The 21,299-nt window shown below is 52.9% G+C and carries 15 protein-coding genes and 1 pseudogene; 1 reads left to right on the top strand and 15 read right to left on the bottom strand.

Going from position 1 to position 21,299, the window contains the following annotated elements; all coding sequences use genetic code 11:
- Nucleotides 1-208: 208 nt before the first annotated feature.
- Nucleotides 209-1,558 (bottom strand): MDR family MFS transporter, encoded by a 1,350-nt coding sequence (locus ACVBDQ_RS00430; protein ID WP_033025125.1) that lies wholly within the window; start codon nt 1,556-1,558, stop codon nt 209-211.
- On the opposite strand from ACVBDQ_RS00430, the gene ACVBDQ_RS00435 reads away from it, so the two are divergent.
- Nucleotides 1,515-1,823 carry a hypothetical protein gene (locus tag ACVBDQ_RS00435; protein WP_123961343.1) on the top strand — a complete coding sequence of 103 codons (309 nt, stop codon included), beginning with the start codon at nt 1,515-1,517 and terminating at the stop codon, nt 1,821-1,823. The genes ACVBDQ_RS00430 and ACVBDQ_RS00435 overlap by 44 nt on opposite strands.
- Nucleotides 1,824-1,834: 11 nt before the next feature.
- Here ACVBDQ_RS00435 and ACVBDQ_RS00440 read toward each other — a convergent pair whose 3' ends face one another.
- The 14 genes and pseudogenes from ACVBDQ_RS00440 to ltrA form a co-directional block, all read right to left on the bottom strand.
- Nucleotides 1,835-2,860, bottom strand: coding sequence for a C40 family peptidase (locus tag ACVBDQ_RS00440; protein ID WP_011230807.1), 1,026 nt, complete (start codon nt 2,858-2,860; stop codon nt 1,835-1,837).
- Nucleotides 2,861-3,068: 208 nt separating this feature from the next.
- Nucleotides 3,069-4,961, bottom strand: a complete 1,893-nt coding sequence (mutL, locus tag ACVBDQ_RS00445) for a DNA mismatch repair endonuclease MutL (protein WP_033025124.1) — start codon at nt 4,959-4,961, stop codon at nt 3,069-3,071.
- A gap of 14 nt (nt 4,962-4,975) precedes the next feature.
- Nucleotides 4,976-7,684: a DNA mismatch repair protein MutS gene (gene mutS / locus ACVBDQ_RS00450; protein WP_047757753.1), complete on the bottom strand. Its 2,709-nt coding sequence runs from the start codon at nt 7,682-7,684 to the stop codon at nt 4,976-4,978.
- 96 nt (nt 7,685-7,780) lie between these two features.
- Complete coding sequence (locus ACVBDQ_RS00455) at nt 7,781-8,329, bottom strand: outer spore coat protein CotE (RefSeq protein WP_011230804.1); 549 nt, start codon at nt 8,327-8,329, stop codon at nt 7,781-7,783.
- 223 nt (nt 8,330-8,552) lie between these two features.
- Nucleotides 8,553-8,984 (bottom strand): RicAFT regulatory complex protein RicA family protein, encoded by a 432-nt coding sequence (locus ACVBDQ_RS00460; RefSeq protein WP_011230803.1) that lies wholly within the window; start codon nt 8,982-8,984, stop codon nt 8,553-8,555.
- Nucleotides 8,962-10,557, bottom strand: coding sequence for a tRNA (N6-isopentenyl adenosine(37)-C2)-methylthiotransferase MiaB (gene miaB / locus ACVBDQ_RS00465; protein WP_011230802.1), 1,596 nt, complete (start codon nt 10,555-10,557; stop codon nt 8,962-8,964). Before miaB ends, ACVBDQ_RS00460 begins: the two co-directional genes overlap by 23 nt.
- A gap of 228 nt (nt 10,558-10,785) precedes the next feature.
- Nucleotides 10,786-11,652 carry a 2-oxoacid:ferredoxin oxidoreductase subunit beta gene (locus ACVBDQ_RS00470; protein ID WP_011230801.1) on the bottom strand — a complete coding sequence of 289 codons (867 nt, stop codon included), beginning with the start codon at nt 11,650-11,652 and terminating at the stop codon, nt 10,786-10,788.
- Nucleotides 11,619-13,391 (bottom strand): 2-oxoacid:acceptor oxidoreductase subunit alpha, encoded by a 1,773-nt coding sequence (locus ACVBDQ_RS00475; RefSeq protein ID WP_011230800.1) that lies wholly within the window; start codon nt 13,389-13,391, stop codon nt 11,619-11,621. Before ACVBDQ_RS00475 ends, ACVBDQ_RS00470 begins: the two co-directional genes overlap by 34 nt.
- A 155-nt stretch (nt 13,392-13,546) precedes the next feature.
- Entirely contained in the window at nt 13,547-14,470 is a 924-nt protein-coding gene (locus ACVBDQ_RS00480) for a dipeptidase (RefSeq protein ID WP_014195492.1), read from the bottom strand.
- Nucleotides 14,471-14,562: 92 nt separating this feature from the next.
- The gene (gene spoVS / locus ACVBDQ_RS00485; protein ID WP_003251598.1) at nt 14,563-14,823 is read right to left on the bottom strand and encodes a stage V sporulation protein SpoVS; all 261 of its coding nucleotides are present in this window, start codon (nt 14,821-14,823) and stop codon (nt 14,563-14,565) included.
- Between the two features lie 128 nt (nt 14,824-14,951).
- The gene (locus tag ACVBDQ_RS00490; RefSeq protein ID WP_011230798.1) at nt 14,952-15,746 is read right to left on the bottom strand and encodes a TIGR00282 family metallophosphoesterase; all 795 of its coding nucleotides are present in this window, start codon (nt 15,744-15,746) and stop codon (nt 14,952-14,954) included.
- A gap of 101 nt (nt 15,747-15,847) precedes the next feature.
- Nucleotides 15,848-17,404 (bottom strand): ribonuclease Y, encoded by a 1,557-nt coding sequence (rny, locus tag ACVBDQ_RS00495; RefSeq protein WP_011230797.1) that lies wholly within the window; start codon nt 17,402-17,404, stop codon nt 15,848-15,850.
- A gap of 375 nt (nt 17,405-17,779) precedes the next feature.
- A pseudogene (gene recA, locus ACVBDQ_RS00500) lies at nt 17,780-18,535 on the bottom strand (recombinase RecA); the annotation flags it as partial.
- 132 nt (nt 18,536-18,667) lie between these two features.
- Nucleotides 18,668-20,482, bottom strand: coding sequence for a group II intron reverse transcriptase/maturase (gene ltrA / locus ACVBDQ_RS00505; RefSeq protein ID WP_020278219.1), 1,815 nt, complete (start codon nt 20,480-20,482; stop codon nt 18,668-18,670).
- Nucleotides 20,483-21,299: the final 817 nt, after the last annotated feature.

Below are 21,299 nucleotides of genomic sequence, written 5' to 3' on the forward strand. Positions count from 1 at the left end.
GTCCTCCGTCTGTGAATCAGTATGTTGTTCCATCTACATTATCGGATGATAACAGCCAATGTTTAGTATTTTTTTTGGCTCTTTCGCCATCTTTGATGAAAAGGCCTGCTTCATTGAGAAAATCAACTGGATTTTCTCAATGAGCCTCCTCTTTCACCGTAAACTCGCAAGGAGAGCAAACCGGCCGCCCCCATGCCGCTTCCCCGCCTTACGCCGTTCCTTCCGGCTGCCACGTGTTTCGGCCGGTTTCGGCTTCATCATGAATGAAAAGCGAGGTGACAAGCGCGGCGATGCTGCCAATGAGGCCGAATAAAAACAAATGATGGATGCCGGTCATAAACGTCGGCGCCTTCGTCAAAAACGCTCCCATGACGGTCACGCCGATCGCCGTGCCGATATTGCGGCAAAACATAAAAAAGGACGTCGCGATTCCTTTTTCATGGACGTCCGCAAGCTGCTGCGAGCCGATGACGCCGACGGTCGAGGTCAACCCAAACGACAGCCCTTGGACAAACATGACGAAAAACACATACCAAAACCCGTGACTTTCGTTCAGCAGCGCCAGAAGCAAGCCGGACGCAACCAGCAGCACATTGCCGATGATGAGAAGCGGACGGTAGCCATAGCGCAAAATCCATTTCCCGGCCGGCACGGCGGCGATCATCCAACCAACGGACGAGCCGAGCAAAGCGACGCCGCTGATAAATACCGATAAATGAGCAACATTTTGCAAAAAGAGCGGAATGTAGCTTGACGTGCCAAACAGCGCGACGCAGCTGACAAAGCCGTTAATGTTCATCCATTTGAGCGTGCGGTGATGAACAAGTGAAAGCGGCACGAGCGGAGACGGCTGCCGTTTTTCGAAAAAGTAAAACACCATGAGCAAGAGCGCACCGGCCGCCCCGTACCACCATTGTCCGCGCTTCGCAACAGTGACGAGCAAAAGCAGGCTGACTGCGGCGGCAAATAACACCGCCCCCATATAGTCAACCGCCGCCCGCTTCGGTTCATATACTTCTTTATATGGAAACAACGTCACAAGCGAGAGCAGGCAAATGGGAATGTTGACATAAAAAATCCAGCGCCATGTCGCGTATTCGACAAACAGCGAGCCTAAAAGCGGCGCCAAGACGGCGGAAATCCCCCACATGGCGGTAAAAAACGCCTGGATCTTTCCGCGCCTTTCCACCGGAAACAAATCGCCGGCGATAATGGCCGGAAACGGCATCATAAACCCGGCGCCGACCCCTTGTACGGCGCGGAACAGGACGAGTTGCACCATATTTTGCGACAAACCGCAAAGAAGCGAGCCAATCAAAAATAAAATGATGCCAAAGCTGAATACGTTTTTGCGGCCAAACAGGTCGGACAGACGGCCGGCAATCGGTGACAGGACGGTTGTCGTAATCATGTATGACGCAAACGCCCATGCATAAAGGGAGAATCCCCCAAGTTCTTTGGCGATGATCGGCATCGTCGTGTTCATGATCGTCGTATCCATCGAGGCGACGAGCATGGCCAGCACAATGCTCACCATCACGGACAGACGGCTGTTCATACCAATGCCCTCCTTTTTGATCATCTATGAATATCTTATTTTACATGATGAATCATCATGGCACCAAATGATACGCGCCAGAAAGCCGGACTATTTGTACTTGTTGCTGTTTTTTGTTGCCTTAAAAGCAGAAAGCCTCAAAACCGCTAACCCGTTTTTCCGCGGCATCATCCTGCATCTTTGTTGGATTCGGCTTTCACTCGCACGAACAACAAAAAAGCTGTTCACCGAAGCGCCTAAGGCTTCGCACGAACAGCTGCGTTAATCGTCTTTCATTTAGTTGATGACCCGAACCGCTTTTACATACCGCGTTTTCCAATAGGATGACGTCAGCGACGAATACGCAACACCCAACGAAACGGTCGCGTTGATCATTTGCCCGTTGCCAGCGTAAATGCCGACATGGTTGATCGTCCCATTTGAATCGGTGTCAAAAAAGACGAGATCGCCTTTTTGCAATTGGTTAAACGACACCGTTCTTCCGGCTTGCGCTTGAGCGGTGGATGTGCGCGGCAGCGAAATGCCGGCTTCGCTGAAGACGCGCATCGTAAACGATGAGCAGTCAAACACATCGGTGCGCGACGGGCTTGCTCCGTACAAATAACGCGCCCCTAAATATTTTTCCGCAATATCGATGATTCGGTCGGCAAGCGATGCGGACGACTCAGTGGCAGCCGAGTTGGCGGCCGATACTTGCTGCTTGGCCTCCCGGACATCAGTCGTTCCGCCCGCCACTTTAATGGCTTGGCCAATGCGGATGGTGTTCGGGTTTGTAATTTGCGGATTCAGTGCCAATAGACGGTCGACCGTCGTTTGAAACTTGTTCGCAATCTCAAGCAGCGTATCCCCCGCCTGCACGATATACCGGCCGCTTGTCGGCACGGCTGCCGGCTGCACATTGTATGTATTGGAACGTTCCTGTTCCCCTGCTACTTGCAGCTTCTGCCCGGCGCGAATGAAGTCTGGGTTCGTAATGCTTGGATTAAGCTTGAGCAACGCATCCACAGTCGTGCTAAACTTGCGGGCGATTCCGCTTAGCGTATCACCAGGCTCGACCGTATATGTATTCGAAGAAGTTTCGTTTGATTTATTTGGTTCATTGACGCGCAATACTTGTCCGGGAAAAATCAAATCCGAAGACAAACCGTTTTCTTGCTTTAACGCTGCGACCGTCGTGCCGGATTGCCGGGCAATCTTCCAAAGCGTATCGCCTTTTTGCACCGTATAGCTCGCCGCCGATGCCGCGTGGCCGGCCAACAGCGAGCCGATCAACGTGCTTGTCAATACAACCGTCTTTTTCATGCTGCATCCCCCTATGACGTCGATATGGATCTTTATCTATCCAGCCGCTTAGCCAAAATTCGCTATCACTCTACAAAATTCACCACGTATTCCTACACATGAGCCATTATAGTAAAATCAAAGCAATCCGTCTGTAACAGAAAGAATAAAAGTAGATTACAAAACGATTACAAAAAGCGCCCCCTTTGTCGCGCAAAGGGGGCGCAGGCTACATCACCCGTTTAAATAGTTTTTCAATTTCATATGTCGAAAAATGAACGATGATCGGCCGGCCGTGGGGACAAGTAAATGGGTCCGTTGTCTGCCGCAGCGCCTCAAGCAAAGCGAACAGTTCATCCTGGCGCAAATGTTGGTTTGCTTTAATGGCGCGCTTGCAGCTCATTAAGATCGCCGCTTGTTCGCGCAATTGCTTGATGTCGACCGTTTTGGCCGCCAACACTTGTTCGATCATTTCCTCGATGATTTCCCTTTCTCTCCCTTTCGGAAACCACGTCGGATGGGAGCGAACGAGAAACGCCCGCGGCCCAAACGGCTCAAGAAACACGCCGCAGCGCGCCAGCTCATCGCGGCAGGCGGCGATCCGCTCGTACTCGTCGGCTGGATATTCAAACATCAACGGAACGAGCAGCTCCTGCACTTCCTTCGTGGCTTCGCCGAGTTTTTCCCGGAAATATTCATAGTTGATCCGCTCTTGAGCCGCATGCTGATCGATCATATACAGCCCATGTTCGTTCTCCGCCAAAATGTACGTCCCATGCAATTGTCCAATCGGATAAAGCGGCGGCAGGCGATCGGCCGCCGCTTTATCCTCCGCTTGCCCATCTGTCGGCAAGCGGGGAGAGCACCGCTCTTCTCCCTCCTCTTCCTCCTGCTTTCGCTCGAAAGCGGGCCCATGTTCGTCCGGTATTCCACATTCATCCGTCTGCACAGCCGCGGATGGCCGCTCAGCCGGTGCGTCACCGGTTAGCGGCGCAAGAGGGGCGGTCGCATCTTCCCCGCCGCCGATGTCGCTCGATAAGACAGACGGCTCGCGGACGCGATGAGTGAACGTCCAAGCCGCCTGCTCCGCCTTTGGTTTTGCCATCTTGCTGTCGGCAGATACGGACGGAATGAGCGTCCGCTTGCGAAATGCCTGGCGGATGGCGTCTGTGACGAGCTCATTCAGCTCTGCTTCCTTGCTAAAGCGGACTTCGAGCTTTGCCGGATGGACGTTGACATCGACAAGCACCGGATCCATTTCAATGGATAAAAACACAATCGGATAGCGGCCGATCGGCAAGAGCGTATGGTAGCCGGCTTCAATCGCTTTCATGAGCGGCACGCTGCGCACATAGCGGCCGTTGACAACAAGCGAGATGTAGTTGCGCGAGGCGCGCGTCACGTCCGGCGGCGAAATGTAGCCGCGAACGGTAAAATCGAGCGATTCCGCTTCGATGGGGATCATTTGTCTCGCCGTCTCGGCGCCGTAAATAGCGGCGAGCACGTGCCGGACATCGCCGCTGCCATTGGTGGCAAGCAATGTTTTGCCCTGGTGGCGGAGGCGAAATGATACGTCCGGATGGGCGAGCGCTAGTCGGTTGACGACGTCGGCCGCATGGCCGAGCTCGGTGTGGATCGTTTTCATATATTTCAAGCGCGCTGGGGTGTTGAAAAACAAGTTCGATACGGTAATATCCGTTCCTTTGCGCCCCGCCGCCCGCTCGCGGGAGACGAGTGCGCCGCCTTGAAGCACAAGCTTCGTTCCCGGTCCGCTGCCCGTGCCGGTCGTCAGCTCCACTTCGGATACAGAAGCGATGCTCGGCAGCGCCTCACCGCGGAACCCGAGCGTGCGGATGCGGAACAAATCGTGCTCGTCATGAATTTTGCTTGTCGCATGGCGTTCAAAAGCGAGCAAGCAGTCGTCTTCCTCCATGCCGTCGCCGTTGTCGATGACGCGGATTTTCGCCATTCCCGCCTCTTCAAGCTCGATGTTGATGACCGTACTATGGGCATCAATGGCGTTTTCCACCAACTCCTTGACGACCGAAGCCGGCCGCTCGACGACCTCGCCGGCGGCGATTTTGTTTGCCAGCAGGTCATCGAGCTTGCGGATGCGTCCCATCGGGCCTCCCTCCTTTACTTGAGGAGCTTTTGCAGTTCATACAGTTTGTTGAGCGCCTCAAGCGGCGTCATCTCGAGCAAATTGATCTCTTTCAGCGCCGCGAGCGCCTTTTTCTCTTTGTTTGAAAGAGGCGGCTCCACAGGCGCCGGGGCAAGGTCAGGAAACATACTCAGCTGCTCAAACGCCGCTTCCGCCAAAACGCCCTCCCGCGCCGCGCCGGCTGACGGACGGGAGGCCTTCTCGCGCTCAACCTTGCTGCCGACGTCTAACGCTTCGTTCCCCTGAAAAGCCAAACCCGCTTCCGCCAAAGCGCCATCGTCCATCCTGCCTGCGGCGGCTTCCTGTTTTCCCGCCGCTTTCTCCAGTTCCGCTAAAATGGCCCGCGCGCGTTCAATGAGCGAAGCCGGCAGCCCGGCCAGCTCGGCGACGTGAATGCCGTAGCTCTTGTCGGCCGGCCCGTCGGCGATTTGATGCAAAAAGACGACTTTGCCGTTTTCCTCGATGGCGCGGGCATGGACGTTCGAAAGCCGCGGGAGCGAACGCTCCAAGGCGGTGAGTTCATGGTAGTGGGTGCTAAATAGTGTTTTCGCGCCGATATGGTCGTGAATGTACTCAATGATCGCCTGGGCGAGCGCCATGCCGTCGTACGTCGATGTGCCGCGCCCGATTTCATCAAACAAAATGAGGCTGTTTTGTGTCGCATGAGCGATGGCGTGGCGCGCCTCCAACATTTCGACCATAAACGTGCTTTGTCCTGCCGACAGGTCGTCAGCAGCGCCGATGCGGGTGAACACTTGGTCAAAAATGGGCAGCACCGCCCGCTCGGCGGGAACGAAACAGCCGATTTGCGCCATGACGGCGGTGAGCGCCACTTGCCGCATGTACGTGCTTTTTCCAGCCATGTTCGGTCCAGTGATGAGCAGCATTTCCCGCTCGCGGTTCATGTAGCAGTCATTCGGCACGTACATTTGCGCGCCGAGCACTTTTTCGACAACCGGGTGGCGGCCGCCTTGAATCACCAAGACGCGCTCCGTGGAAAACTGCGGACGCACGTAGCGATACTCGTCGCTGATCGTTGCGAATGATTGAAGCACATCAAGCTCGGCAATGGCTTTCGCCAACGTCTGCAGGCGCGGGATGTATTGCTTCACCTGCTCGCGAATGGCGACAAACAGTTCATATTCGAGTTCGATGCTTTTTTCTTCCGCCTCCAAAATGAGCGCCTCTTTTTCCTTCAACTCCGGGGTGATAAACCGCTCGGCGTTGGCGAGCGTCTGCTTCCGCTCGTAACGTCCTTCCGGAACAAGGGGGAGATTGGGCTTTGTCACTTCAATATAGTAGCCAAACACTCGGTTGTAGCCGACTTTGAGCGATTTGATGCCGGTCGCTTCCCGCTCCTTCGCCTCAAGTTCAGCGATCCACGCCTTGCCGTTGCGGCTCGCATCGCGGTAGCGGTCGAGCTGCTTGTCATATCCGTCTTTGATGAGGTTCCCTTCTTTGACGGAAAGCGGCGGCTGTTCTTGAATCGAGCGCTCGAGCAAATCGACGAGCTCTTCGCACGGGTCAAGGCGCTCGCACAGCTTGTCCGCTTCAGCGAGCGGCAGTGCGCCGACCGTCTGGCGGAGCGCCGGCACTTGAAGAAGCGACTTTTTCAGCTGCACGAGATCGCGGGCATTGGCGTTGCCGTAGGAGACACGGCCGACAAGGCGCTCAATGTCGTAAACGCCGCGCAGCCTGTCGCGCAGCTCCTGCCGTTCAAAATAGCTCGTTTTCAACGTTTCCACAAAATCGAGGCGCCGTTCGATTTCGCGCCGATCAATGAGCGGCCGGTCCAGCCATTGTTTTAAGAGCCGCCCGCCCATCGCTGTCACCGTTTCATCCAAAAGCCATAACAACGAGCCTTTCCTTCCTTTTGACCGCACCGTTTCGACCAATTCCAAATGCAGCTTGGAATGTCGGTCCATTTTCATATAGTGGTCAACTTGATACAACTCAGCCGGCTGCAAATGATCGAGCCGCCGCTTTTGCGTGCGGACGAGGTAATGAAGCAAGCGGGCTGCGGCCTGCCGCAGCTTTTCTTGCGCCACATGGCCGATGACGCCGTTCCATTCGTCGCATAGAGATGTGTCGTCCTCATAAGAGACCGCCGCCCCGTACCGCTCTTTCAGCTCGCGCACCCACTCTTCGCCGCTGTCTGTGGCAACGATGATCTCCCGCGCTCCAACGGCGTGCAATTCGTTTGCCGCTTCCTCCCACGAAGAAAGAAGCGTCAACCGGACCTCGCCGGTCGACAAATCGGCGTAAGCCAATCCGTATGTACCATCAGCAAACGGCGTGAGCGCCGCCAAGTAGTGGTTTTCCTTCTCGGTGAGCCCTTTGCCTTCCATGAGCGTCCCTGGGGTGATGAGCTGCACAACTTCGCGGCGAACGACGCCTTTGGCCGTTTTCGGGTCTTCGACTTGTTCGCAAATGGCGACTTTATATCCCTTTTCGATTAACTGCTCAATATATCCTTGCGCCGAATGGTACGGCACCCCGCACATCGGCACCCGTTCATCGCCGCCGTCGCGGCTTGTTAATGTAATTTCCAGCTCTTGCGCCGCCTTGATGGCGTCGTCAAAAAACAGTTCGTAAAAATCGCCAAGCCGGAAAAATAAAAACGCGTCCGGATATTGCGCTTTAATGTGCAAATATTGCTGGATCATCGGTGTGTACGATGGCATCGCTTCTCCCCAACCTTTTCGGCCCGAAGGCTCGTTGATTGCGCTACTATTATAACAAGCGGCAAAAGAAAAAACTAGGAAAGAAATTTCCTAGTTTTATTCTTCTTCGCCAAGCAGCAAATCTGGGCTTAAATCTTCTAATTCTTCATCAAGGTCATCCTCGTCGCAAAAATCGTCGTCCTTGCCGCATCCTTCCGGATTGATGGCAACGCACACCTTCGTTTCGCCGATCACTTCGGCGACAAACTCCCGCTCAACATCGACAACGATTTTATTGCCGTTTGGCGAAATCGTGCATTCGAGGCAGTTCGGCTGCTGGATGACGCGGACGATGACATCGGTGTCATCGCTGATTAAATTATCTTTGTCGCGATATTTTAATTTGACGACGTCCGTATACGACACCGTTTCGGTGACGACTTCGGTTTTTGTATTGTGGTTGTACGAATACCAGACGTTGATGTCATAATGGCCGTGAATTTCGACCGTTTTATCGCATTTTTTCGCTTCATAACGGTGGTTGATGATCCAGCAGCCAAGAATGCTTGACGGGCGGTTCGGCGCCGTCACCGTATGGGTCGATTGTGTAAACTTGCGGCCTTTGCCGACAACGGCTTTCGTAATAATTTCTCTGTATTCAGACATCGAACGGAACCCTCCTCAAATGAATCTTCATTTCATCCTATGCGCCATCTCCGCTAATGTGCACAGCAAATGAATCATTATTCCGTATAGTTCATTGTATGCGCCTGCTCCGTTCGATGTGCCTTCTTTTTTGCCGCCAGGCAGCCGCCCGCGGTTTGGGGGAAGGGAGAGCGCGCCCATAAGAAAAAAAGCGCCCCGAAGGACGCTTTTGAGCCGCATGCCATTAATGGCAGCCGCCGTGTTTGTTGTAGCGAAGCGCGGCGCCGGTTTCGCCGCGCAGCACGTCGCCGCCCGTCGAAGCGAGAATTTCATCGGTCACCGTATTCGAAATCGTCGAGGCGACGAGCTGAAGCAGGTCGTTCACATCGGATTGGGACTGCTGGAATTCGCTGACGATCGGAATTTGCGACAACTCTTCGTAAATGGCGTCAATTTTGGCCTCAACCTGTTTCAGCGCTTCATGTTTTCCGTAATGCTGAAGGTTGACCGCTTGCTTTTGCAACGATTTCAGCTCGTTGATCAACGTGCGCACTTTTTCGTTTTGGTGGATTTTTTCTTCCGCTCGTTTGAAAAAGTCGACTTCTTCCGTTTCGGCGATCATTTTCGCCAGCTGCTTCGCCTGGGCCAAGATATCATCCCGCGTATATTTTGCCATGTTCGTTCACCTCGATCGCTTCATTGACTAGCTCGCCCGTCAGCGTCCACGTCTTTGCCTGCGTAATGCGCACGTTGACCAATTGGCCAATGAGCGATTTGGGGCCGACGAAGTGGACGAGCTTGTTTTTGCGCGTATAACCCGCCAATACGTCCGGATTCGTTTTGCTTTCGCCTTCCACAAGCACTTCGACGACTTGCCCTTCGTATTGCTTCATTTTCTTGGCCGCGATTTCCTGAACAAGGTCGTTGAGACGCTTGAGCCGCTCTTTTTTCACTTCCATCGGCACGTTGTCCTTCATGTTCGCCGCCGGCGTGCCTTCGCGCGGTGAATAGATGAACGTGTAGGCCGAGTCAAATTCGACTTCACGGTAAAGCGACAGCGTTTCTTCAAACTGCTCGTCCGTCTCGTTCGGGAAGCCGACGATAATATCCGTCGTCAACGCGACATCCGGAATGGCGGCTTTGATTTTGCGAACGAGCTCCAAGTACTCCTCGCGCGTATATTTGCGGCCCATCATTTTTAAAATTTCCGTGCTGCCCGATTGCACCGGCAAATGGATATGCTCAACCAAGTTGCCGCGTTTGGCGAGCACTTCGATGAGCCGGTCGTCAAAGTCGCGCGGATGGCTCGTTGTGAAGCGGATGCGCGCAATGTCAATTTTGCGCAGCTCATCCATTAAATCGCCAAGGCCGTACTGGATGTCGGTGAAATCTTTTCCGTAAGCGTTGACGTTTTGCCCAAGGAGCGTAATTTCTTTATAGCCTTGGGCGGCGAGCTGGCGCACTTCTTGGATGATGTCTTCCGGACGGCGGCTTCGCTCTTTGCCGCGCGTGTACGGAACGATGCAGTACGTGCAAAACTTGTCACAGCCGTACATAATGTTGACCCATGCTTTAATCTTCCCTTTGCGCACTTTCGGCAAGTTTTCAACAACGTCGCCCTCTTTCGACCATACTTCGACGACCATTTCTTTCGACATGTACGCCTCATGCAAAATGTACGGCAGGCGATGGATGTTGTGCGTGCCGAAAATAAGGTCGACGTATTGGTATTGCTTTAAAATTTTCTTGACAACCGATTCTTCTTGCGACATACAGCCGCACACGCCGAGCAATAAGTCCGGGTTCGTCGTTTTGAGCGGCTTTAAGTAGCCGAGCTCGCCAAACACTTTGTTTTCCGCGTTTTCACGGATCGCGCACGTGTTGAGCAAAATGACGTTTGCCTCTTCCGGACGGTCGGTCGGCTCATAGCCGAGCGCCATGAAAATGCCGGCCATCACTTCCGTATCGTGCTCGTTCATTTGACAGCCATACGTGCGGATGTAAAACTTCCGTCCGCGCCCCATGCCGCGAAACTCTTCAGGAATCGAAAAGTCTTTGACGTACTTGACTTCCTCTTTGCCGCGTTTCTTCGCCTCTTTTAAATTCGGCGGGAGAAACACGCTCGTGAAATATTTCTCATAGTCTTTCGTCGTTTTTTCTTTCAGCCGGTCCAAGGCGGATTTTCTGTCCGCTGGATGGCTTTCGGTTTTGATTTGTCCCGTTTGCTCCAAACGTTGTTTTTCGTTCATAGCAATCTCCTTTCTTCACAAAATCATTCGATCATCCGAGACGAGCGGCCGCCGTTTCCTGTGCAGCCGGCCTCGCCTCGGCAAATTTCTTCCAACCACACACTACCATAGTATATCGCGAGCGGCAAGGAAACACAATGGGGTTTGTTCCGGAGGACCGGAACATGTCATGATAACAAAAAACACCCAATGAGGCAAGCCTCCATCGGGTGCAAATTGTTTCCATTTTTACATAAACTCTGCTACGAGTTCGGCGAACTTTTCTTTGCTCATTTTCAGCTCCGCCTCGGCAAGCGGCGCCTCGCTGTAGCCTGGCACAAGCTCTTGGTACGACTTTTGTTCTTTGTTTTGATAAATGATCCCGGTGACGAGCCCATCGTATTTCATGACCGTCTGCATCGCCATCTCCCGGTCGGACGGGTCGTATCCTTCGATGTCGCTCACCTTGATGAGCCGCTCTTTGAACCACTCGTACGTATTCACTTTGTTGTACGTCACGCACGGGCTGAAGACGTTGATGAGCGCAAAGCCTTTATGCTTGACGCCTTCCTCAATCAAGCTCGTCAATTCTTTTAAATCGCTTGAGAAACCTTGCGCGACAAACGTCGCTCCGGCGCTTAACGCGATCTCAAGCGGCGACAAAGCCGGCTCGATCGACCCGTGCGGCGTGCTTTTTGTTTGGAAGCCGGCAGCACTGCGCGGCGATGTTTGTCCTTTCGTCAACCCGTAAATTTGGTTGTCCATGACGATGTATGTGATGTCGATGTTGCGGCGAATGGCATGAACCGTGTGCCCCATGCCGATCGCGAATCCGTCGCCATCCCCGCCGGCGGCGATGACCGTCAAATCGCGGTTCGCCATTTTCACTCCTTGCGCCAGCGGCAAAACGCGGCCGTGCGTGCCGTGAAAGCCGTAAGAGTGAATGTAGCCGGAAATGCGGCCCGAGCAGCCGATCCCGGAAATGACCGCGAGTTCGTGCGGCTCCAACCCGAGATTGGCGGCCGCGCGCTGGATGGCGGCCTGCACGGAAAAGTCGCCGCACCCCGGACACCAGTTCGGTTTCACATCATTGCGGAAATCTTTAAAGGTGGCCATTGCGCTAACAACTCCTTGCATTTAGTATAGACGTCGCCCGGCAAGAACGGATTGCCGTCGAATTTTAAGACGCTGGCGATTTTATCAGCGTGCCCGACGTTCATTTTCAACAAGTTCGCCAGCTGCCCGGTGGCGTTTTGCTCGACGACGACGACTCGTTTCGCTTTCTCGACAAGCGGCCGCACGTCGTCAACCGGGAACGGATGAAGCAGACGGATGTGCGCATGGTTGACTTTGACGCCATCTTGCTCGAGCCGCTCCATCGCTTCTTCAATGGCTCCGCGCGTCGATAAAAAGCCAACAAGGAGCAAATCCGGTTCTTCGTGGCGGAGTTGTTTGTGCACCGGCGTCGGGAAGTGGATGTGCTCGAGTTTGCGCATCCGTTTTTCCATTTGCGCCCGGCGGTTTGCCGCCGTCTCTGACGGGCGGCCTGTTTCGGCGTGTTCGACCCCGGTGACATGGTGGATGCCGTATTTTGTTCCCGGCAGCACCCGCGGCGAAACACCGTCCGGCGTGATTTCATACCGTTTGAAGTTGTCTTTGTCCGGAAGCGGCGGCAGCTCACCATTCATCAGCTTGCCGCGGCGGATCTCGATCCGATCGTAATCAAGCGGCTCAACCGTCTGCTTGCCGAGCGACAGCTGCAAATCCGACAGGAAAATGACCGGGCATTGGTATTCCTCAGCTAAGTTGAACGCTTCCGCCATATCGTAAAACGCTTCTTCGACCGTGCTTGGCGCCATGACAATTTTGGGAATTTCCCCGTGCGTGCCATAGATCATCGCGAGCAAATCCGACTGCTCTTGCTTTGTCGGCAAGCCGGTGCTTGGACCGCCTCGTTGCGTGTCAACCACAACAAGCGGTGTTTCCGTCATCCCAGCTAGTCCGATCGCTTCGGCCATAAGCGACAACCCGGGTCCGGCGGAAGCGGTGAACGCCCGCACGCCCGCATAGTTGGCGCCGATCGCCATCGTACAGGCTGCGATTTCATCTTCTGTCTGGATGACCGCGCCCCCAAAATCCGGCAGCTTTTTAATCAAATACTCCATAATCTCCGAAGCTGGGGTGATCGGATAGGCGGCCATAAAGCGCGCCCCGCCGGCAATGGCGCCCAAGGCGATGGCGTCGTTGCCAATCATGAACATTCGCCGTTTGCCGTCGGCTTTGGCTAGTTTCATCGTTTTCGTCGAACCATCGAGCTGCTCTTTCATATATTGCGCTCCAGCGCGAATCGCTTCCATGTTTTTCTCAACGACTTGCGCCCCTTTGCGCCCAAATGTATCCACAACAACACTTTCGAACACGGCGGCGTCCAAATCGAGCACCGCACTTGTCGCGCCGATGGCAACCATGTTTTTCATCAGCGGATTGCCAAGCTGTGTAGCGATATCGGTGAACGGAACGGCGTAAAGCGCCACTCCTTTTCCTTCCGGAATCACTGGATTGAATTTGGCGTCCGCAATGACGATGCCGCCGTCACGCAGCTCGTGGAAGTTGAAGTCGATTGTCTCTTGGTCGAACGCCACCAAGATGTCCAAATCATCAGCGACCGCCCGCACCGGTTTCGTGCTGACGCGAATTTTGTTGTTCGTATGACCCCCTTTGATGCGTGAAGAAAAATGGCGGTATCCATATAAGTAATATCCGAGGCGGTTCAGCGCTGTGGAAAAAATTTCCCCTGTACTTTCAATTCCTTCCCCTTGCTGGCCGCCTACCTTCCATGACAGCTGTTCGATCATGAATTACACCCCTTTATATTCACTCCAGCCTTTCGCTACTATTGTACCACTTTTCTGACAAGGAAACTACCATTTTGAACGCCTTTTTCAGCCGGCGCCGCGGATGCCCTGTCTTCTATTCTAGGATACGCAGAGCCGATACTCAGTGATATTCGTCACTCCGGCAAATGGGCGTAGAAGTTGCCGAATAAAAAGCGGGATACTTGCTCGGTGGAGTAATGCTTGTACAACTCGTTGACAAGCCGCGCATATTCCCTTACCGTTCCAAGGCCGGCGACCGTCTCCGTGATGCCATCGAAGTCGGAGCCAAACCCGACGTTGTTTTCCCCCCCGAGCGCGCATATATGGTCGAGATGGCGAAGCACATCAGCGATCATCGCCTCGTTTTTCTTCGCCGTCAAAAAATACGGAACGAAATTAATGCCGATCATGCCGTCTTTTTCGATCAACGCTTTGATCTGCTCGTCGGTTAAGTTGCGTGGATGTGGGCATAGACGATGCACGTTGGAATGGGAAGCGATGGGGAACCGAGCCATCTCGATGACATCCCAAAACGCTTTCTCCGATAAGTGGGACACATCGACCCATCGTTTTGCTTCATTAAGAAGTGCAACGACTTGCCGGCCAAACGCCGTCAGCCCGGCGCCGCGCTTCTCCCACGCTCCGTCAGCGACAGCGTTCGGGAAGTTCCATGTCAACCCTACGGAAGCGACGCCGAGGCGGAGGAGCGTCTTTAGCTTGACAAGGTTGACGCCGATGGCGTCGCACCCTTCCAGCGTCAACATGGCGCCGACTTCCTCTTTTTTAAGGGCGGCGATATCCCGTCTCGTCCGCACGAACTTCACAGACGGAAACGCATCGATAATGCGGGCAAAGAAGATGTCCACCATCTCCAGCGCAACAGTGAACCGGGCTTCCTCCGGCACCGTTTCCGGTATGTAGATGGCAAAGCATTGCACTTTCACCCCTGCTTCCGCCATCCCGGAAAGAGTGACGTGAAGCGAAGCTCCGTCGTAAAACGACAGAGACCGATCTTGCCATAACTTCATCAACACATCGCAATGTGCATCGAAGATCATTCCGTTCCCCCCTTGAAAAAGCAAAAATAACCTGCCTGCCTTCGCAGCCGAAGGCGCCAACAGGTTATAGCCGCCATTGTCTGATCATCCAGTTAACGAGGTTCGACAATCAATTTGATCGCTGTCCGCTCTTCTCCGTCGATGATAATATCCGTAAACGCCGGAATGCAAATCAAGTCCATGCCGCTCGGTGCCACAAACCCTCGTGCGATCGCTACTGCTTTAACGGCTTGGTTCAATGCACCTGCGCCGATCGCTTGAATTTCCGCTGCGCCGCGCTCGCGCAACACCCCGGCAAGTGCACCAGCTACAGAGTTCGGATTCGATTTTGCTGAAACTTTTAATATTTCCATTCCTAGCTCCTCCCTCGTTTCCTTGGAAAATGATTTCGGTAAAAGGTCTTCATTGTAACTATATTCACTGTTTCGACAACTATTCCTGCATGGGAGGAGGACATTTTAAAAAATTTTTAAAAGATGGACTATTCAAAATAAGGGTGGTCATCGTTAATGATCAACCGTTCAATGCGAAACGCCCGTCCGCTTTTTTCGTCTACATCAACAAAGACGGCATTCAATTGGCTTCGTCCTTCCTTGACGTCGAAACGAACTGGCAGCCCGGTTAAAAATTTGCGCAGCACCGCCTCTCGATCGACGCCTAAAATGCCGTCGTATGGACCGGTCATGCCAACGTCGGTAATGTACGCCGTCCCTCTTGGCAAAATGCGGTTATCGGCCGTCTGGACGTGTGTATGCGTGCCGATGACCGCGGATACGCGGCCGTCTAAGTACCAGCCCATCGCCTGTTTTTCACTCGTCGCCTCGGCATGGAAATCGACGATGATGACCGGCGTGCGCGCGGAGGCGGCGGCGATCAGCTCGTCCGCCTTTTGAAATGGGCAGTCAATCGCCGGCAAAAACGCCCGCCCTTGCAAATTGATGACCGCCGCTTCGCCATGCTCGGTCGGCACAAAGACGATGCCTTTTCCCGGCGTGCCGGGCGGGTAATTCGCCGGGCGAATCAATGCCTTCGCCTGATCGATAAACTCAAAAATATCGCGTTTGTCCCATGCGTGATTGCCCAACGTGATCACATGAGCCCCCCAAGCGAGAAGCGCCCGGTAAATCGGTTCGGTGATTCCTTTCCCGCCGGCGGCGTTTTCGCCGTTGATCACAACAACGTCCGGCCGATGTTTTTCCTTCAGCCTTGGCAAATAGTGCTCCACCATTTTTTGCCCCGGCAAACCGACGACGTCGCCGATAAATAAAATTCTCATCCCTGATCCCTTTCTAAACGAAAAATATCGCCTTGCGCCCATCTCCGCATCGTTATACCCTCCTATTTTACGCACAAAAAAAGAAAGTGGCAATAGCCACTTTATTTCGCGTATTCGACCGCCCGCGTTTCGCGGATGACCGTCACTTTAATATGGCCCGGGTAATCGAGCTCTTCTTCGATTCGTTTGCGGATGTCACGCGCCAGCCGGTGCGCTTCCAAATCGTCGATCATATCTGGTTTGACCATAATGCGCACTTCACGCCCAGCTTGAATGGCGTACGATTTTTCAACGCCTTCGTACGATTCGGCGATTTCTTCAAGCTTCTCTAGACGACGGATATAGTTTTCCAGCGTTTCGCTGCGCGCTCCCGGCCGCGCCGCCGACAGCGCATCGGCCGCCGCGACGAGCACAGCGATGACCGACGTCGGTTCCGTATCGCCATGGTGGGAAGCGATGCTGTTGATGACGACCGGATGTTCTTTATACTTCGTCGCCAGCTCAACGCCGATTTCCACATGGCTTCCTTCGACTTCGTGGTCGATCGCTTTGCCAATGTCATGAAGCAAGCCGGCCCGGCGCGCCAGCATTTCGTCCTCCCCAAGCTCGGCCGCCATCAGTCCGGCTAAAAACGCCACTTCCACCGAGTGTTTTAAGACGTTTTGTCCGTAGCTCGTTCGGAACTTGAGCCGCCCTAAAATTTTGATCAAATCCGGATGCAAGCCGTGAACACCGACTTCAAACGTCGTCTGTTCGCCGACTTCGCGGATATGCTCATCCACTTCGCGGCGCGCCTTTTCGACCATTTCCTCAATGCGCGCTGGATGGATGCGGCCATCTTGCACAAGCTTATCGAGCGCGATGCGCGCCGTCTCGCGGCGAATCGGGTCAAATCCGGACAAAATGACCGCTTCCGGCGTATCGTCGATGATCAAATCGATGCCGGTCAACGTCTCGAGCGTGCGGATGTTCCGCCCTTCGCGCCCGATGATCCGCCCTTTCATTTCGTCGTTTGGCAAATTGACGACGGAAACAGTCGTTTCGGCGACATGGTCGGCGGCGCAACGTTGGATGGCAAGCGACAAAATCGCCTTTGCCCGTTTGTCTGCCTCCTCTTTCGCCCGCGTTTCCGCCTCTTTGATCATCATCGCAATCTCATGCGACAGCTCTTTCTCGACGCGCTCTAAAATGAGCTGGCGGGCATCGTCGCGCGTCAGGCCGGAAATGCGTTCAAGTTCGGCTTGTTGTTGTTTGACGAGCGCTTCCACTTTGCTTTCCATTTGTTCAATATGCTGTTGTCTTTCGTTCAACGCTTCTTCCTTTGCCTCAAGCAACGCCTCACGTTTGTTGAGCGCTTCATCTTTGCGGTCGAGATTTTCCTCCTTTTGCATCAGGCGGTTTTCTTGTTTTTGGAGCTCGCTTCTCCGGTCGCGGATATCACGCTCCGCCTCCGTACGCAGTTTATGAATCTCGTCTTTCGCTTCGAGAAGCGCCTCTTTTTTCAAGGCGTCCGCCTCGCGTTTCGCCTCCTCAATCAGCTGTTCGGCAGCGGCTTTCGCCCCGCCGATTTTCGCTTCGGCAATCGATTTGCGAACAAAAAAGCCAACAACGGCACCAATGACTAAGGCAAGCAAAGCGGAGATGATGATCGAACCCATCGTTTCACCTCCTCTTGCTGTTCGGTTTCCTTTCGCTCTCTCTTCTCACCGCCATGACCGGCGCAGATGGACATTCCCGTTTTCAATCCATTAGCTCAGTCGCTTGGCATCACAATCGACCCGCGCAGCCTTCCGCACGAAGGCGGTCCGCCGCAGCGGGCGGGCGTATGGCCCTGCCGCGCGTATGGACAAATATACATGTTCATTGTAAAGGCGGCAATAGGAATTGTCAAGATATTACACCGACGCGCCTAGAGGATGACAACGGAACAAGACCGTTCCGCACGCCGTCCTTTTTTAGGCTTATCGCTCTCCTTGGCAGGCCGAACGGATGGAAAAAGGCGCCCCGGCCACTTGCCAGGACGCCTTGTCCCGTTATTCTTCAAGCAATCCGAACCCGTCTTGCTGCGGTTCGCTCGTTCCCTCTTCAACGTCGATGCCGTAATGCTGGCGGATGGCGCGGGCGATCTCATCGGCGATGTGCGGGTTTTCCTTCAAAAATTGCTTCGCGTTTTCCCGCCCTTGGCCAAGCCGCTCGTCTTTGTACGAATACCACGAACCGCTTTTTTGCACGATGTCCAATTCGGACGCCATGTCGAGAATTTCCCCTTCGCGGGAAATGCCTTCGCCGTACATAATGTCGACGTCAGCCGTTTTAAATGGCGGCGCAACTTTGTTTTTGACGACTTTAATTTTCGTCTTGTTGCCGACCATATCATTGCCTTGCTTAATTTGCTCGGCGCGGCGCACCTCTAGGCGGACGGAAGCGTAAAACTTGAGCGCCCGCCCGCCCGGCGTCGTTTCCGGATTGCCAAACATGACGCCGACTTTTTCGCGAATTTGGTTGATGAAGATGGCGATCGTTTTCGATTTGTTAATGGCGCCAGACAGCTTGCGAAGCGCCTGGGACATAAGCCGCGCTTGCAAGCCGACATGGGCGTCGCCCATCTCCCCTTCAATTTCCGCTTTCGGCACAAGCGCCGCCACCGAGTCGATGACGATAATATCGACCGCGCCGCTTCGCACGAGCGCTTCCGCGATTTCGAGCGCCTGCTCGCCCGTGTCAGGCTGGGAAAGCAGCAATTCATCGATATTGACCCCTAATTTTTGTGCATAGATGGGGTCGAGCGATAGCGATAGGTAATAGTCACCCTCGGCATTACCCGGAGGGGCTATTTTCCCCCGCTTCACACCGTGCGTGCGAGTTTCCCCGCACACGGCGTTCCATCGAGTACCCCGGTTACTAATCCGCTCTAGACTTTACTAGTGTACGCACTTTCTGTATTCCTCGAGTTTCCTTATTGCGTTTGTTTTTAAGCGACTGAGGTTGACATCACTTAGATCCTTTAAATGGATCAATGTATGACATTTGTCGCAGACCGTTACGAGATTGCTTACCTTATTAATTTCGTTCAGCGGAAGTTTCGTATTGATATGGTGGGTTCTAGTGTTAAATGGCTGCAGAATGTCACCACATATTTTACATTTTCCTTTATCTCTGTTAAACGCATAACACCGATTCATGAAGAATTCGAAGTTGTAAATTTTACTAGACTTAACTCCTTGAATTAGGTTTAGGTAACCACTGTCTAATAACCATTGTGCTCTTACGGTCAGCGGCTTCTTACCCGTGTTTTGAAGCCTAATTCTTCTTCCTTCCGCTGTGTATGGTGTTTCCTTCTGATTTTTCTGGTTTGTTTTAATCCAAGTTGCGAACCCAATACTCATTATACCAAGCCATCTTCCATTTATTTTGATTGCAGGCACTTGTTCTGTTCTATCTGGGTACAGGGGTGCTAAGTTGTAGCATTGATTAGCAGGTATCCATTTCGCTCCATATCTCTTTAGTGCTTTGTAGGACGCATATTTAAGTTTTTCCTTAAATGGCCTTACATCTCTGTTGACGCTAGGAGCACTTGAGTAATAATTAATGATACCTCTAATTTTACTGTTAATTCGGTTGATGTCCGTTATAAGCCATTCTTGATTCGTGGCGAATTTTAGTTTACGCAGATCTTTCCTGATCTGTTCAACTTTCCCTTTAATTTTTTCCGTGTCTGCACTCGCGTATCCGATGTATTTTCCACCTTTACCGTGTGGTATCATTTTAATTTTGAAACCTAGGAATTTCATTGGTTTCTTCTTAATGTTGGTTATGAGTGTTTTGTCATCGGATAGTTCAAGTTTAAGGTTTTCTTTTAGATATTTCTTGATTCGATATTTCCATTTTTCGGCATTCCCCCTGCTATTGGTGAACAGTACCCAGTCGTCTGCGTATCTTACGTAGAACTCTGGTTTGGTTATTGTTGAGTGATCTCGGAGGGACTTGTATTTTGCCGTGCGAATGGTTGTACCATTTCGCATTTTCTTCTCTTCCCATTCTCTTGTTATCCATTGGTCGAGTTTATGAAGATACACATTGGCTAATAGTGGGGAGATAATTCCACCTTGTGGCGTGCCCATTTCATTTATCTTGGTTTCTTTTATAACTCCTGCTTTCAGCATGGCTTTGATAATCATGAGCATTCGTCTATCACGTATACCCATGTGCCAAAGCTGCTTGATCAGGATAGTGTGGTTCACGTTATCGAAGAAACCTTTTATATCTCCCTCTATCACCCAATTGTACCCTATTCGGTTACATATAAATACACATCTTTCGATGGCTTGTTTTGCGTCTCGGTAGGGTCTGAACCCATATGAGTGTTGAAAAAATTGTGCTTCAAGAATTGGTTCAATGACCATCCTCACACATTCTTGGATTATTCGGTCTGCGATCGTCAGAATGCCTAAAGGTCTCTTTTCCTTTTTCCCGGGTTTTGGGATATGGACCCTTCTGATCGGGTTAGGTGTATATTTCTTAAAGCATCTTTTAACGAAGTTTATCGCTTCGTCATAGTTCAGCGTTAGTATGTCGCTGATGGTTTTCCCATCTGTACCCGCTGTACTATTTCCTTGGTTTGATTTGATTTTGTGAATGGCGGATACGATCACGACATCGCTGCTTGCTATTTCGACCAATCCCTTAAATCTTGGAACATCACCTTTTTCCAGACATTCCTTTGTAATGGCGTACATCTTGTCTTGTAGGTCGCGGAATTCCTGCTCCGACCTAGGAATGATTAGTTCTTGAAACGTTTGGTTGATAGTATCAAATCCTTTCTAGCGGATTTGTACCATACACGTTTTTAGTCAGTTTTGCTCACCGAAACCCTTACGGATTTCCTCACGGCTTCCTAATCATTGTCTGGGTTAGTAACCTAGGGTACTCGACTATGCCCCTTCGCTCCGCAGGAGTTACCCTGCTTCATCACTACTACGGGCTGCTGCCCCACCCCTTCAGCAGTCATTTCCTCCTGCTTAGCGGCATCGGGATGCGCATCCCTTGGCATCCGCTGGGGTGGTTCACCTGTACCGCATCACCTATCCTTGCATGCTCCCTTAGGCTCCACCTCTGACCCGTCAGCCGCCTTTCTGCCCATGGTTGGAGGGCTCAAGGCAAAGATCCTCTACGGGATCAATCCAGACTCGGCAAACACGAATACCTCATCCAGGGCTGAACCTCACTTAGGAGGTGAGCGCCTTCTTTTTTCGGCGCCCCACGCCTTACGAGCCGTACTTCCGGTGGTTCGTTCCAACGCTATGCGTTCTCTAGCCATAGGAGCTTTATGGACCCCCGGCTACTTCGCTAACCGCTTCTCAGGTCTGCTTTTCGCCGTCCTCTCCGAGCTTCGTACAGCCATGTTGCGCACCATGACCGCACGTCGGGGTATTAGGGCGGGAATGCCAACCTTCATTCCCGTCTCGGATTTTCACCGAGCTCTCGGTGATGCAGTTAGGACCTACTCATGCTCAGTCCCGCTGACTTTTCGCACGGCGTTTCCGCCATACTTCA

The sequence above is a fragment of the Geobacillus sp. CCR genome, from assembly GCF_052906625.1.